The sequence below is a fragment of the Candidatus Auribacterota bacterium genome (assembly GCA_026392035.1).
Taxonomy (GTDB): Bacteria; Auribacterota; Tritonobacteria; order UBA1439; family UBA1439; genus JAPLCX01.
The window spans coordinates 1-14,478 of the sequence record JAPLCX010000060.1 but is presented as its reverse complement, the minus strand read 5'-3'; the positions used below and the strand labels follow the sequence as shown (position 1 = coordinate 14,478).

Annotated in this window: 12 protein-coding genes; 7 read left to right on the top strand and 5 right to left on the bottom strand. The window is 56.2% G+C overall.

Going from position 1 to position 14,478, the window contains the following annotated elements; genetic code table 11:
* Positions 1-122 precede the first annotated feature (122 nt).
* From NTX71_05810 to NTX71_05800, 3 genes are all read left to right on the top strand, one after another.
* The gene (locus NTX71_05810) at positions 123-755 is read left to right on the top strand and encodes an HNH endonuclease (protein ID MCX6339418.1); all 633 of its coding nucleotides are present in this window, start codon (positions 123-125) and stop codon (positions 753-755) included.
* Positions 756-827: 72 nt separating this feature from the next.
* Positions 828-1,658 (top strand): ATP-dependent sacrificial sulfur transferase LarE, encoded by an 831-nt coding sequence (gene larE, locus NTX71_05805; protein ID MCX6339417.1) that lies wholly within the window; start codon positions 828-830, stop codon positions 1,656-1,658.
* Between the two features lie 18 nt (positions 1,659-1,676).
* Positions 1,677-5,942 (top strand): acyl-CoA dehydratase activase, encoded by a 4,266-nt coding sequence (locus tag NTX71_05800; GenBank protein ID MCX6339416.1) that lies wholly within the window; start codon positions 1,677-1,679, stop codon positions 5,940-5,942.
* A gap of 128 nt (positions 5,943-6,070) precedes the next feature.
* Here NTX71_05800 and NTX71_05795 read toward each other — a convergent pair whose 3' ends face one another.
* The 5 genes from NTX71_05795 to NTX71_05775 all read right to left on the bottom strand — a co-directional run bounded on the left by NTX71_05795 (position 6,071) and on the right by NTX71_05775 (position 10,217).
* Positions 6,071-6,736: an outer membrane lipoprotein carrier protein LolA gene (locus NTX71_05795; protein ID MCX6339415.1), complete on the bottom strand. Its 666-nt coding sequence runs from the start codon at positions 6,734-6,736 to the stop codon at positions 6,071-6,073.
* 1 nt (position 6,737) lies between these two features.
* Positions 6,738-7,388, bottom strand: a complete 651-nt coding sequence (locus NTX71_05790; protein ID MCX6339414.1) for a VTT domain-containing protein — start codon at positions 7,386-7,388, stop codon at positions 6,738-6,740.
* Positions 7,389-7,712: 324 nt separating this feature from the next.
* A complete protein-coding gene (locus tag NTX71_05785) occupies positions 7,713-8,396 on the bottom strand; it encodes an ABC transporter ATP-binding protein (protein ID MCX6339413.1) in 684 nt (227 codons plus the stop codon).
* A complete protein-coding gene (locus tag NTX71_05780) occupies positions 8,389-9,492 on the bottom strand; it encodes an ABC transporter permease (GenBank protein MCX6339412.1) in 1,104 nt (367 codons plus the stop codon). The genes NTX71_05785 and NTX71_05780 overlap by 8 nt, the downstream gene beginning before the upstream one ends.
* Positions 9,489-10,217 carry a hypothetical protein gene (locus tag NTX71_05775; GenBank protein ID MCX6339411.1) on the bottom strand — a complete coding sequence of 243 codons (729 nt, stop codon included), beginning with the start codon at positions 10,215-10,217 and terminating at the stop codon, positions 9,489-9,491. Before NTX71_05775 ends, NTX71_05780 begins: the two co-directional genes overlap by 4 nt.
* Positions 10,218-10,494: 277 nt before the next feature.
* Between NTX71_05775 and NTX71_05770 the strand changes: the two genes are divergently transcribed.
* From NTX71_05770 to NTX71_05755, 4 genes are all read left to right on the top strand, one after another.
* Complete coding sequence (locus NTX71_05770; protein MCX6339410.1) at positions 10,495-10,791, top strand: hypothetical protein; 297 nt, start codon at positions 10,495-10,497, stop codon at positions 10,789-10,791.
* 485 nt (positions 10,792-11,276) lie between these two features.
* The gene (locus NTX71_05765) at positions 11,277-11,546 is read left to right on the top strand and encodes an SEC-C metal-binding domain-containing protein (protein MCX6339409.1); all 270 of its coding nucleotides are present in this window, start codon (positions 11,277-11,279) and stop codon (positions 11,544-11,546) included.
* Between the two features lie 98 nt (positions 11,547-11,644).
* On the top strand, positions 11,645-12,643 hold the full coding sequence (locus NTX71_05760) for a transposase (GenBank protein MCX6339408.1): 999 nt from the start codon (positions 11,645-11,647) through the stop codon (positions 12,641-12,643).
* A gap of 382 nt (positions 12,644-13,025) precedes the next feature.
* The coding region (locus tag NTX71_05755) for a radical SAM protein (GenBank protein ID MCX6339407.1) at positions 13,026-14,478 on the top strand (1,453 nt) is incomplete at its 3' end.

The window sequence follows — 14,478 nt, the reverse complement described above, 5'->3', positions numbered from 1 at the left end:
AATCTCCGTGTCCTCTGTGGTAGGACAGTGAAGCTGTTTTGACAGAAATAGAGGAAACCCCAGGCGCTGCGGTTACCTGTTATTGACAATCTCCTGCGCCTGAGGTAAACTTCTGCTCCGTTATGAAGTTGGATGAATCTGTCATTTCTTCAAAAAATGTGCTCGTCCTCAACAGGCTCTGGCAGCCAGTGCATATCTGCGGCGTGCGGAGGGCACTCTCTCTCTTATACAGAGGGGCGGGGCAGGTTGTGTTCAAAGAAAATGGGACATTCGCCGCATATGATTTCAGGCGGTGGGGGGGGATGAAATGGAGTGAGGGCGATGGGGCCTCATATGTGAGGACGATATCGCTCAAGATTCGCATCCCGGAGATCATTCTCCTCTACCACTACGATAGACTGCCTCAGAAGGAAATCAAACTGACGCGCAAAAATGTGTATCTCAGGGACAGGAATACGTGCCAGTACTGCGGAAGGTTCTTCAAGGAGAATGAGCTCAACCTCGATCATGTGTTGCCAAGGCGCCTGGGCGGGGCCACGACCTGGACAAACATCGTGTGCAGTTGCGTGGAGTGCAATCTCAGAAAGGGAGAGAAGACGGTTGAGGTCTCCGGCATGGGCTTGATCAAGATGCCAAAAAAGCCGCGATGGTCGCCGTTCAATCACATCGCGTTCAAGAGGAATACCTGCTCGAGCTGGGAGCATTTTCTCACCCCGGCAGGCTGGAAGGTTCAGATCAGCGATGGCCTGAGTTGATCGAACCCTCTTGATGCCCCCACGTATCGCCAACTCATTCGCCCCGATTCGCCGATTGCGTGCGGTGCCACCATGAGTGCCCTTTTGCGAAAATACGAGCGGCTTAAAAAGCTGGTCAAATCATACGGCAGCCTCATCGTCGCATACTCAGGCGGTGTGGACAGCACGCTCCTGTTGAAGGTGGCGTCGGATATTCTGGGGGAGAATGTCCTCGCGGTCACGGCGATGTCAGCGATCTATCCTCACGCGGAGCTGGAAATCGCGAAAAAGACAGCGCGCCAGCTCAGGGTGAGGCATCGGATGATTAAATCTGATGCATTAACTGACGAGCGGTTTGTCCAAAACTCGCCTGAGAGGTGCTACTGGTGCAAGCTGGGGTTGCTCAAGAAGCTTGGTGCGCTGGCTCAACAAGGGGAAATCGCACATGTGGCTATTGCCTCACACATGGATGATTTGAATGACTACCGGCCGGGAGAGAGAGCGGTGAGCGAAATGGGTGCGGTGAGCCCCCTGAGGCTCGCCGGATTCACAAAGAAAGATGTGCGGCGTCTCTCCAGGCAACTTGGGCTTCCGGGCTGGCGTCGCGAGGCGATGGCCTGCCTGGCTTCGCGGTTCCCCTATGGGGAGCGGATACGTGTGGAGAAGCTGAGGCGAGTGGAAAACGCCGAGGCATTTCTGAGGGGCAAAGGATTCAGAAATGTGCGCGTGCGATACGCGGGGCGGGGAGCGAGGATCGAGGTTGACAAGGCACAGCTTGGCCGATTCCACGGGAAACAGTTGAGGTGCGAGATCGTACGGAAACTTAAAGGCCTTGGGTTTATCTCTATCTCTCTTGATATCGAGGGCTACCGCATGGGAAGCCTCAACTACGGCCTGGCTGAGACGACACAATTTATGCGATAGCGAAATAAGGCAGCTGAGATGATTGCAAAAGCTGATGATACGGATACACGGACATTGTCTGTGGGCATAGACGTGGGTTCGGTGAGCGTCAAGATGGCGCTCCTGGATTCCTCGGGCACGCTTGTGAAGGACTACTACGTCAGGCACAGGGGGCATCCGATATCCACCGTGGGCAAGCTCCTCGGCGACCTGCTCGGAGAGATACCACTTGAGACAATTCACGCGATCGCCGTGACAGGATCAGGGGGGAAGCTCATCTGTTCAATTATTGGCGCGGATTTTGTCAATGAGATCATTGCTCAAAGCAGAGCTGCCGCTGCGCTCTGTCCGGGGGCGAGGACAATCATCGAGATGGGGGGAGAGGATTCCAAATTGATCTTCATGCACGGGGATTCTTCATCCGGGAAGGGGATCATCGAGGACTTTTCGATGAACACCATCTGCGCCGCGGGAACCGGCTCGTTCCTCGACCAGCAGGCGAGCCGCATGGGGCTCGTCATTGAGAAGGAGTTCGGCGAATACGCCCTCAGGTCGAAAAGGCCCCCGCGCATCGCCGGGCGCTGTTCGGTCTTCGCTAAATCGGACATGATCCATCTCCAGCAGATCGGCACGCCGGACTACGACATTGTCGCGGGGCTCTGCTATGCGGTCGCGCGCAGCTTCAAGAGCAATGTCGGCAAGGGGAGAAAATTCGTGCCTCCCGTTGTTTTCCAGGGTGGCGTCGCGGCGAACGCGGGGGTGGTCAAGGCGTTTGAGGATGTGCTCGGCCTCCTCCCGGGAGAGCTGATTATCCCGCGCAACCACGCGACGATGGGGGCAATCGGCGCCGCCATCTACGCCGTTGAGCACGGCCTCGCGAATACAGGAAAGTTCAGGGGGCTTGAGGCGATAGGGGAGTATCTCCGCACGCAGCGCCCTGAGAATCAGGGGCTGGAGGTGTTGAGTTTTACAAGGTACGCTGAGGCAGACCACCTCGCCCTCACGCCGATCCCTTCGAACCCCACCGAGCCGCTCGAGGCATACGTGGGCATCGACATTGGTTCATTGAGCACAAATGTCGTGGTGATTGACCGGCAGGGGAATGTCATCGCGCGGCGATACCTTCCGACCGCAGGCCGGCCGCTCGAGGCGGTGAAGCGGGGATTGAAAGAGGTGGGCGAAGAGGTCGGCAGCCGCGTGCGAGTGTGCGGGGTGGGAACCACGGGTTCGGGACGTTACCTGACGGGGGATTACGTCGGGGCTGACATGGTGCGCAACGAAATCACCTCCCAGGCGACGGCCGCCATCCATATCGACCCGAATGTTGACACGATATTCGAGATTGGGGGGCAGGATTCGAAATACATCAGCATCGCGAATGGCACCGTCGTTGATTTCGAAATGAACAAGGTATGCGCGGCGGGCACCGGCTCGTTCCTCGAGGAGCAGGCGGAGAAGCTGGATATCCGGATCGAGGAGGAGTTCGGCCGGCTCGCGCTGCAGGCTGATAATCCCGGCCGGTTCGGCGACCGCTGCACGGTCTTCATGGAATCCGACCTGGTTGCGCATCAGCAGAAGGGATTGAACAAGAAAAACCTCGTCGCCGGACTCGCGTATTCCATCGTGCACAACTACCTCAACAAGGTGGTGGGTGACCGGCGGGTGGGGGATACTATTTTCTTCCAGGGCGGGGTCGCCTGGAACAATGGCGTGGTTGCCGCGTTTGAGAAGGTCACCGGCAAGAAGGTCACGGTTCCCCCGCACCACGACGTCACCGGCGCGATCGGAGTGGCGCTCCTCGCGATGAGGGAGTGCCGGGGCGCCGGCGGCAAGAGGTTCCACGGTTTCGACCTGTCCCACCGGACATCTGAGTCATCCTCGTTCACCTGCCCGGGGTGTGATAACCTCTGCGAGATCCGGAAGGTCAAATTCGGCGACGAACGCCCGCTCTACTACGGGGCGCGGTGCGAGAAGTACGAGATCAGTGAAAAAGCGCGCGCGCGCGATATCACCGATCACTTCGCTGAGAGGGAGCGTCTCCTGCTCGACGCGAAACCGGGCGAGACCCAGAAGGATCTCGACGGGCTGAGACGCTACCCCCCGCGGGGAGAATCTCGCGGCAGGGTCGGCATACCGCGCATGCTCTACATGTATGAGTTCTTCCCCTACTGGAGGGAATTCTTCAGGAGCCTGGGCTTCGAGGTGGTTCTCTCAGAGACCACCACGCCGCGCATCATCCGCTCCTCCGTCGAGAAGGTGGTGACCGAGACCTGCTTCCCGATCAAGATCGTCCACGGGCATGCCCTGAGCCTCCTGGAGGAGAAGCTCGATTACCTCTTCCTCCCGAGTATCATCAACATGAGCCGGATCAACCCCCGCATCCCGCAGAGCTACTGCTGCCCCCTGGTGCAGGCGATCCCCTACATCCTGGGCGCGACGCTCGATCTTGAGAGGGCCTCCGTGAAGGTGCTCCAGCCGCCGCTCCACTACCTGAGGGGCCGCGCGGCGATCGAAACATCCCTGATCAGGATGGGGCATCGGATTGGACTCGGTACGAGAGAGATCAGAAACGCCCTCAGGGCTGCAGAGGAGGCGCAGGCGCGGTTCTATCGTTCGCTCAAGGAGAATGGAGGGAGGGTGCTGGAAGGGCTGAGGGAAGATCAGAGGGCAATGGTGATCCTGGGACGCCCGTACAATAATTACGATGCGGGGATCAACCTCAACCTGCCGAAGAAGCTCCGCGATCTCGGCGTCCTCCCCATACCACAAGATTACCTCAATCTGGAGCGCGTCGACATCTACGATCAGTTCCCCAATATGTACTGGCGCTACGGCCAGAGGATCCTGAGCTCGGCCCAGGTCGTGAGGGATGACCCGCGGCTCCACGCGATCTACATCACGAACTTCAAATGCGGCCCCGACTCGTTCATCGAGCATTTCTTCAGGAGGAAAATGGAGGGGAAGCCGTACCTGCAGCTCGAGATTGACGAGCACAGCGCCGATGCGGGGGTGATCACCAGGTGCGAGGCGTTTCTCGACAGCCTCTCCAACAGCCGCCCGGTCCCCACGGCCCGCGAGTGGAGGTTCCGCAAGGTGTTCTCGAAAACGAAGCGCACGCTCTATGTGCCCCTGATGGCCCTGCACGCGCACGGCTTCAGCGCCGCGATGCGGGCGTGCGGCATTCCGTCCGAGCCGCTGCCGGGATCCGATGACCGCACGATAGAGATCGGGAGGCAATTCGCGTCGGGGAGGGAGTGCCTGCCGTTCATCGCCACCACCGGTGACATGCTGAAGAAACTATTCGAGCCGGGCTTCGATCATCGGACGGCGGCGTTCTTCATGCCCACCGCCTTGGGGCCGTGCCGGTTCGGCCAGTACGCGCAGATGCACCGGATGATCCTGGATGACCTCGGCTTCAAGGATGTCCCGATCGTCTCCCCCGATTCAAGCGACTCGTACTCGTCGCAGTTCGGAGAGGTGGGAAGCAGCTTCCGCCGGCTCGCCTGGCGCGGCCTCCTCGCCATTGATTTCCTGGAAAAGCTCGCGCGGGAATACCGACCCCACGAGGCGGTCCCCGGTGAAACCGACCGCGCCTTCGACGAGTCGCTGAAGCTCGTGGTGAGAGGGCTGGAGCGGGGCGGAGACCATGTGTTTACCGCGCTCGAGAAGGTGCGCGATCTCTTCAGGGAGGTAAGGATTGACTGGGAGAGGGGATGTAAACCGGTCATCGGCGTGGTGGGGGAGATATACCTCAGGAGCAACCGGTTCACGAACAATAACCTGGTCCATCTCATCGAGAGCCTCGGCGGAGAGGCGTGGGTCGCCCCGGTGACCGAGTGGGTGTTCTATACAAATAATCGGCGTTTTGAAGAGAGCCTCTCGGCGGGGAGGTACGTGGATTTTATCAAGGGGTACATAACGGACAGGGTGCAGCAGGTGGATGAAGAGCGGATGCTGAAGATATTCGGGGGGGTGCTGCGCAACCCTCATGAAGCGGAGATCGAAGAAATCCTCAGGCACAGCGCGCCGTATATGCATTTTTCTTTTGGAGGCGAGGCGATTCTCAGCATCGGGAAGGCGATTGACTATATCAACAAGGGCGCGTCGGGGATCGTGAACGCGATGCCGTTCACCTGCATGCCCGGCATGGTTGCCACCGCCATTTCGGGCAAGGTGCGCGAACAGTTCAGGGATATCCCCTGGTTGAATATGACCTATGACGGCCAGGAGGGGGTGAATGATATCACCCGTCTCGAGGCGTTCATGCACCAGGCGAGGCAGTACAGGAAGTCTAGGCGCGGATGATGTCTCATACCCCGGCTATAAGTCAAAAGTAAAAACGAAAAAGTCAAAGCCACAACTTAAAACTTAAAATTATATTAAGTTTTGAATTTTGGATTATGGTTTTGACTTTTTACTTTTACCTTTTGCCTTTAGTATTCCACCACCTCCACTCCCGCTGGGACCTTGAAATCGAAGAGCTCGTCTTTCAGCGTCACCCCCACCTTGAAATTCGAAAAGGTGAAGACTGTCCTGTCGCCGCCCCGTTCGAACCTCTCGCTGCGGACAGGGAGCCAGCGCTCCCCGTCAATGACCAGCCGCAGCCGCTGGAAGTGCGAGGCGAGCTCATCAGTTTTGGGAGTGAGGTCAAGCGTGTAGCGGCCTTTTCCCCCGGGCGACGACACGACAGTGAAGTTGCGCCTGATCTCCTCGGCGGTATTGCCGAATCCGATGAGGAGCGTTTCCGTCTTCCTGTCCTGTGCCAGGGATATTTTTTGAGCCTGTTTGATATCGGGGAGGTACATAAGGGCGCGCCTCTCCTTGAGATAGATCATTGTGTTATCCGGGGGATTGTATTTCCAGAGCATTGCGCTAGGCTTCTTGTAAAAAATCGTCCCCGAGGATTCCCTCTTCTCGTCGAAAAGGGAGTAGATCCGCTCCTGGCGGAAGTCAGCCTGGAGCGTGGTGAAGCGTGTGCCGGCCTCCTCCATTTTTTTGAGTATGCCCGCCGTATCCAGGTCTGCGGCATCTGATGCGGGCCAGGGAATGCCGGCTCCGGCGGCAACAATCAGGAGCACGAGCACAAGGTTCCTGCGCATATCAGGTGTTCTCCCTTTTTGTGCGGCCTGGTTTATTGATCAGCTTCTGAACTAGTTTAATGGTCAGAGGTATCACCGCGGTGACGATCAAGATGATCACAATGGTGCGGATGGAGGGTTTGCACTGGTACCCATAAATTGTCAAAATCAGGTAGCGCGGATAGCGCCCCACGAGGGTCGCGGCGGTGAAGGGAATACGGCTGTAGCCGGTTGAGATCGCGAGCAGGCGCGGCACGTCAATGGGGAGGGGGAGAAAGTTGGCGACGACCAGCGTCCAGAATGGACACCGCGAGAACCATTCCGCCCACCGCTTGTACCAGTGGGAATCCTTTGCTCTCCCCAGCCGGTCCCATCTCATGAGGGAGTTGAGTATGTAGTAGTCGTGGAGATTCGCCACACACGTTGCCAGGGAGCCGAGCAGGGCGATGAGAAAGGGGTTGTACTCACGCGCGATCCAGATGAATATCCAGATAATATTGAGGGGGCAGAACTGGCACGCGCAACTCACGTAGATGATGAAAAAAATCAGATGAGTGAGGGATCGCCTGCCGGCGGAGCGGGCCCAGAGAAGGGCGAGGCAGAGTATGGCGATGAAGATCGCGAAGCCGACAAACCAGCGCACCGCCGATATGTTGCGGGAAGAAGTATTCATAAAATGGAGCAACTCTGCATGATTATTCCTCGCTACGAAGGCTGATGTTCAAAAGACAAACCGCGGATTACCCAGATTAAGCGGATTAAATTTAACCACCTCGGAAGTAGCATTCAAAAGTCCTGTCATTGCGAGGAGCGTAGCGACGAAGCAATCTCATGATTGCCAATATGTTGAGATCGCTTCGCTTTCGCTCGCGATGACAGACATATGCTAGGAATTTCCGTGACAAGACACTAGAAACTGTTGTTACTGTTTTAAAAGTCTCCGTGCTCTCCGTGCCCCTGCCTGCCGGCAGGCAAGTCCGTGGTGGAATATTGATCGCTATTCGATCCTCCCATCCCTCATCCGGACCACCCTGCCTGCTACGCTGGCGATGTCGCTGTTGTGTGTCACAAGCAGGATTGTCTGCCGGAGTTCGCGGTGCATCTCGATGAAGAGATTGATGATCGCCTCCGAGTTGGCGGAGTCGAGGTTCCCGGTGGGCTCATCGGCAAGGAGGATCGCGGGGCGGTGCACCACGGCGCGGGCGATCGCCGCGCGCTGCTGCTCTCCCATCGAGAGTTCAGATGGCCTCCGGCCCTTCTTGCCGCCCAGACCCACCCGTTCGAGCATTTCGCCAATGTGCTCCTTCCCCTGCACCCCTGTCCCCCTGATTTTCTGGGCGAGGGCGATGTTCTCATAGATTGTGAGCGTGGGCAGGAGATTGAAACGCTGGAACACAAAGCCGGTCAGTACCCCCCTGAGGTGGGAGATCGAAGCATCCGAGAGGTCGCAGATCTCTTTCCCCCCGATCCGGACCGACCCCGTGCTGGGGGTGGTGAGGCCGCCGAGCACGTAGAGGAGGGTCGATTTCCCGCACCCCGATGGCCCGACGATTGAGAGGAACTCGCCCCTCTTCACGCCCAGGGAGACATTGTCCAGCGCGTGAACGTCTTCACCTCCGGTGTGGTATATCTTGCAGAGGCCGGCTACCGATATAAAATCCTGGGGAATCGCGCTATTCATACGTCAATGCCTCTACGGGATCAATGCGGGCCGCCCTGAAGCCGGGATAAAGCGCCCCGAGTACGCCGCCCGCCACGCCCAGTGCAGCGGCGCGCAAAAAACCGGCGGCGGTGATCTCCATGGTGAGCAGCGGGTGGTAGGCCGCAATCCAGAAGCGCGCGAGCGAGGTGAACGCCGAACCCGCAACGACGCCCATGGCGCAGAGGAGGACGGATTCCTTGATGACCATGCGGATGATATACGCCTTCGTCGCGCCCAGCGAGCGGAGGATGCCGATTTCGCGGGTCCTCTCGATGATCGTGGTGTACATGGTGAGGAGGATGACGAGGAAGCTGATGACGAGCGCCGTCGAGGTGATGACGCCGAAGAATTCATTGAGACCCGTCACCTCGTTCACCATGACGTCCTCGTAGCGGTCGAGGGCATTCGCCCTCAGCGCGGGAAACCGGCGTTCGATTTGCCCGGCGGTGTCTGTGACGATGTGCGCCTCGCCCGTGTTCGTTTTCAGAAAAAAGAGCGAGCACATCCCCTCAAGGTGCAGCGACGTCTGGAGCGTCTCGATCGGGACATAGACCCGTGCGCCCACCCCGCTCTTGAAAATGCCGGCGACGGTGAAGTGCGCGCCGAGGAGCGGTATTTTGTCCCCGACCTTGTAACCATTGGCGCCCGCGAGCCTCGTATCCAGGAGGAGCTCGTGCGTGTCTCTCCATGGCCGGCCCTCGACGAGCTGGAGCCGTCCGCCGACCGCTTCGTAGCTCTTCAGGTCCACCCCGTAGATCACGTAGATGACCTTTTCGATCGTGGTCGTCCAGGTGAGCACCGGGCATGCGGCAGTGACGCCGGGAATCTGCGCGAGCTCGGGGCCATACCTGACCGGCAGGCTGCTCCCCTTGAACGCGAGGAGTCCCGAGGCGCTGCGCGGCTGGACGATGATGCTCGCCCCCGTGTTCCTCATCCTCTGGGCCGATTCAGCGATCATGCCGCGGCAGAGGCCGCTGAGGACGAGCAGGAGTGCGATGCCGATGCCCACGGCCACGACGCAGAGAAGGCTCCTGGTCTTGCGGTGGCGCACATTGGCCCAGACAAAGCTCGTCATCGCGCGTACTCCTCGAGCGGACGCACGTTGGCGTCAGCAGGCATGGCGAAGGTAAACAGCTCAGGATTCAAATGGCTGTTGAGCCGGACATCCGTGAGCGTCAGCACGATTTTGTTCTCTCCCGGCGGGGCCTCGAGTGCGATCTCCCGTGGGATGGCTTCTGCTCCGGCCAGGGGCACAAAAAAATCGCTGCATCTGATATCGCATGTGAGCGTTCCCTCGCCATCAAAATACTGGTAGCGTACAGGGAAAAGGTTCGCTCTCTCAAAATACACTTTTTTTAATAGCCTGGGATTCCCCTTGAGCAGGACAACCGAGTAGACCGTGTACTGAGAGGTCGAGGTTTCAAGAAAATGGAGGCTTCCCTGCTCACCCTCATTGCCAAAAAAGATATCCGTGAAGAAGCTCACGCCGGTCAGCCCCCGCCGAATGCTCTCGGCGTTGCGCGCAGACCGATACACTGTTTTGTCGCGTGGGACAAAGAGCGTGAGCTGGTTTCCATCGTAGAGGAGATCAAACAGCGTCGGAAGCATGGCCTTGCTCCCTCTCATCCTGAGCTTGTCGGGCTTCGCCATGGCCAGTATGCCGCTGCAGGACTGCGTGGTGATGTTCTTGAGGTCGGTTATCGATGCCGAGAAATCGGCTTTGATGTTGGTGACAGTTGATGAGCCGGTGGAGAGGCGCTTCAGGAGCCGCTCGATCGAGGCGCTCTGATATATAGGCATTTTATGAGCTGTAGGTCGGGGTGTGTAGACCGCACAGCCTGTGATAAACAGCATTATGACCAAAAACAGCAGGAGCATCATTTTCATGAATAACGAGTAGCTTATCATAAGCTTCCGGGTGAGTAAACGATAGAGGGTTTTCGGTAGTGGGCCAGTTTGAATTTTTTGAATTTCACCAAGTAATGATTGGCTTTAGGGTAATAGAAATTGTCACAGTTATGTCGTTATGTAGATCATATAAAATAAGAGCGAATAAACGCGAAAAAGGGGTTGACATATGCTACACTTTATATGGAGAATAGTTTCTGGGAAAACTGGCGGGGGAAACATGAAGACGGATTTGGAAAAAGAGTTCCAATACTACATTGATCACCAAAGGGAATTAGTGGATAAATATAACGGCAGAGTAATTGTTATTAAGAATTGTGCCGTTATCGGTGATTATGATTCCGAAGAAGCGGCAGTTAAAGAAACGGCCAAGCAACATGCCATTGGAACTTTCTTAGTCCAGAAATGTACCCCGGGCGATGAAGAATATACTCAGACTTATAATTCAAGAATAATATATGTGTAGCCATTGAGATGCCAATGGAAGTAAAATGCTTTAGTGCGAGTTATCCGAGGCGCGCTAGAGTATTATCCAGCCCCGTATTGATTGCCAAAGCATTTGATCCCCGAACAATATCCACAGACCAACATCCAGAACATACCCCATATCAAGCTATTTGGGATACCGGGGCTACGAATTCGGTCATTTCAAGTGCAGTTGTTACTGCTCTAGGCTTACAACCAATAGGGGTTGTTGATGTATGTCACGGTGGAGGAAAAGATAGAAGGTTTCAATATATCGTTAATATCGGTTTGCCAAATAAAGTCGCTTTTACTTTTGTGGGCTCATGACGGAATTTTGTGAAAGATGAAAAACCAATCTCCTATTATCTTGGGAGATACTGGACAAAAGCAAACAACGTGATTTATGCGAAAAATAAGGCCGTTTGTGGCGAATTGTGTTCGTTCTGACTGGTATAAGCATCACAAAAATCCGTCATGAGCCCTTTTGTGAAAGTCACTCAAGGAGAGATAAGCGGCGGGGCGGATGTATTAATAGGCATGGATATAATTGGTTATGGTGATTTTGCAATAACAAATAGGAATGGTCAAACACAGTTTGTATATCGGGCTCCTTCTGTTGGATTTCAACAACTTGCCCCTCCCATACCCAAATCGGAACCAGTCAGAAATGAAGCCAGAAAAATATATCCAAATGAACTATGCTCTTGCGGCAGCGGCAAGAAATATAAAAAATGCTGCGCAATCAAATCCGGATAATTTTAAATCTCCATCTCCCCGTTTAGACATAAAGGGGGTCAAACCTGAGCAGTGGACATTATTGTTGAAAAGAAGGTATAGTTGTCATAACATTCATCATGGCCAGGTCACTGCGAGTGCAATTTTCCGATGCATGGTACCATGTTACCAGTAGAGGTAATGAACGAACGTCGATCTTTCGCGATGATCATGATCGGGGAAGATTTTTAGATATCCTGGAAGAAAGCTGCTGGGCATTTCAGGTGGAAGTGCATTGCTACTGTATGATGAGCAATCACTTCCACTTTTTATTGAATACGCCTCTGGCTAATCTGAGCCGCTTCATGCAGCGGTTCAACACCTCATATACCGTCTATTTCAATCGGCGACATCGACGCTCGGGCCACCTTTTTCAGGGAAGATACAAAGCTATTCTGGTGGATGCGGACGCATATCTACTGGAGTTGAGTCGTTACCTGCACCTGAATCCTGTCAGGCTCAAGAAGCTGAAGGATATCCCGTTAGGGGAAAAAGTCGGGCTTTTGAACAGGTATCCATGGAGCAGTTACCCGGCTTATATAGGGAAGAAGAAGGCGCCGATCTTTCTTCATCAGGATATGATCCTGGGCATGATAGGGGGAGGGGCCAAAGAAGGCCCAAAGCTTTACCAGAGATTTGTTCTGGACGGGCTGAAAGAAGCTATCAGAAGTCCGCTTCAAGCAAGGAAGGCCGGGATTGTCTTGGGCACTCCTAAATTCATAGAGTGGATTTATGAACACTTCATTGAAGGCAAGCAAGAGGACAAGGAATTCAGCAGGTTGGGAGAACTATTGGCGAGTCACACAGTTGCTGAGATAGCGCAGAAAGTAGCAGACGAATATAGTCTAAAGCCAGCAGATATAGTGAAGAAGAGAGCAAGACACAGAGAGGCGCGGCTAATGCTTATAGAACTCAGTTGCCGATTCGGTGTAAGGGAAAAGAGCCTGAGGGCAATAGGAGAACAATTGGGGGGAATATGCGTGAGCGGGATGTACAAGAGCCGCAAGAGATTTCAAGATAATTTTGAGCGTGATAAACTATTGAAGAAGCGCTTCGACAAGGTTGCGTCATCGCTCTGAAATCCACTGCTCAGGTTTGACCCCAGTTACCCTGCAGGCCGAGATGGCGCAGGATGCGCTCGATCACCGCCCGGTCGTCGATCAGCGCGACGATCCGCATCTCGCGCGAACACCGGGGACACACCAGTTATGGGAGGTATAAATCTGTAGTGGTTCGATCCTTCGGCTCCGCTCAGGACAAGTTTTATCGAACCCGGGCCCTTACGGGCAAGCGCTATACCTGCCCGGCTCCAGACGGGAATCGTGCCCCTACACCACAGTAATATCACATTTGCCCCCCTATAACTGTCCCATTACTCCAAAAGGCCGTTTAAACTTGATTTTTGAGCATATACTAAGCTAATATTACACCCCTTAAGGAGTCAAGAAAAGGAGGGTTGGTGTGAGGACGCCATCTTTAGCGTATTCTATTGATACCCAGGAAAGAGACCAGACGCTTGCAGGATATCCCAGGGAGCCATTGAAGAGAGGGCTGCCGAAAACGATCCAGTCGCTCTGCCCGCAGTGCCTCAAGGTCATCCCCGCGGAGCTGTATGAGGAAAATGGCAAGGTCATGATGCGAAAGACCTGTCCCGAACACGGCGAGTGCAGGGATATTTACTGGGGTGATGTCGATCTCTACCTGAGGAATGAGCGCTGGACCTTTGACACCGGCTACGGCGTGAGCAACCCCAACGTCACGGGAGAGGTGAATTGCCCCTCGAGCTGCGGCCTCTGCGGCATGCACCTGAACCATACCGTCATGGGGAATATCGACCTCACCAACCGCTGCAACCTCACCTGTCCGATCTGCTTCGCCAACGCCAACGTGACCGGCTACGTCTACGAGCCGTCGCTCGACCAGGTCGCGGCGATGCTCCAGACCTATCGGAACGAGCGCCCGGTGGCGGGGAGGATCATCCAGTTCTCGGGCGGCGAGCCCACCCTGCACCCGCAGTTCCACGAGATCATGAAGCTCGCGGGCCGGATGGGGTTTTCCCACATCCAGATCGCGTCGAACGGCATCTCCTTCAACGACCCCGACTTCGCGATGCGGGCGAAGGAGGCGGGGCTCCACACCATCTACCTGCAGTTCGACGGCCTCGACGACGCGATCTATAAGGTCACGCGCGGGAAGCCGCTCCTCGACGTCAAGATAAAGGCGATCGAGAACATCCGCAGGGCGGATATGAAGATCGCCCTCGTCTGCACGATCGTGCGCGGGGTGAACGACGGGGCGGTGGGCGACATCCTCCGCTTCGCCATCGCGAACGCGGACGTGATCGCGGCCATCAGCTTTCAGCCGGTCTGCTTCACGGGGCGCATCTCGCACGCGGAGCGGATGGAGAAGCGGATCACCCTCCCGGACGTTATGCTCGGCCTCGAGCGGCAGACCGGGATCGTGAAGCGCAGCGACTTCTACCCCCTCTCCTTCGTGAGCCCCTTCTCGAAGTTCATCGGGGCGCTGCGCGGCGAGGAGATCACGAACCTCACCTGCCACCCCCACTGCACCCTCTGCACCTACCTCGTCATCGACGACGAGGGGAAGGCGATCCCGATGTCGCGCTTCATCGACGTCGAGGGGCTGGTGACGGACATGAATCGCCTCGCGGGGAAGACGGCGAAGTCGCGCTTCAAGACGTTCGCGAAGATGAGGGCGTGGAACTCGCTCCGGAGGCACTACCACGAGGACCGGGCCCCGCGCGGCCTCTCCTTCACGAAGTACCTCCACACCCTGAACGGGATGCTCGACAAGAAGGTGGGGAGGGCGAAGAACGCGAGGACATTCCGCACCATGATGGTGGGCGGGATGCACTTCATGGACGCATACAACTACGACCTCTCCCGCATCCGCC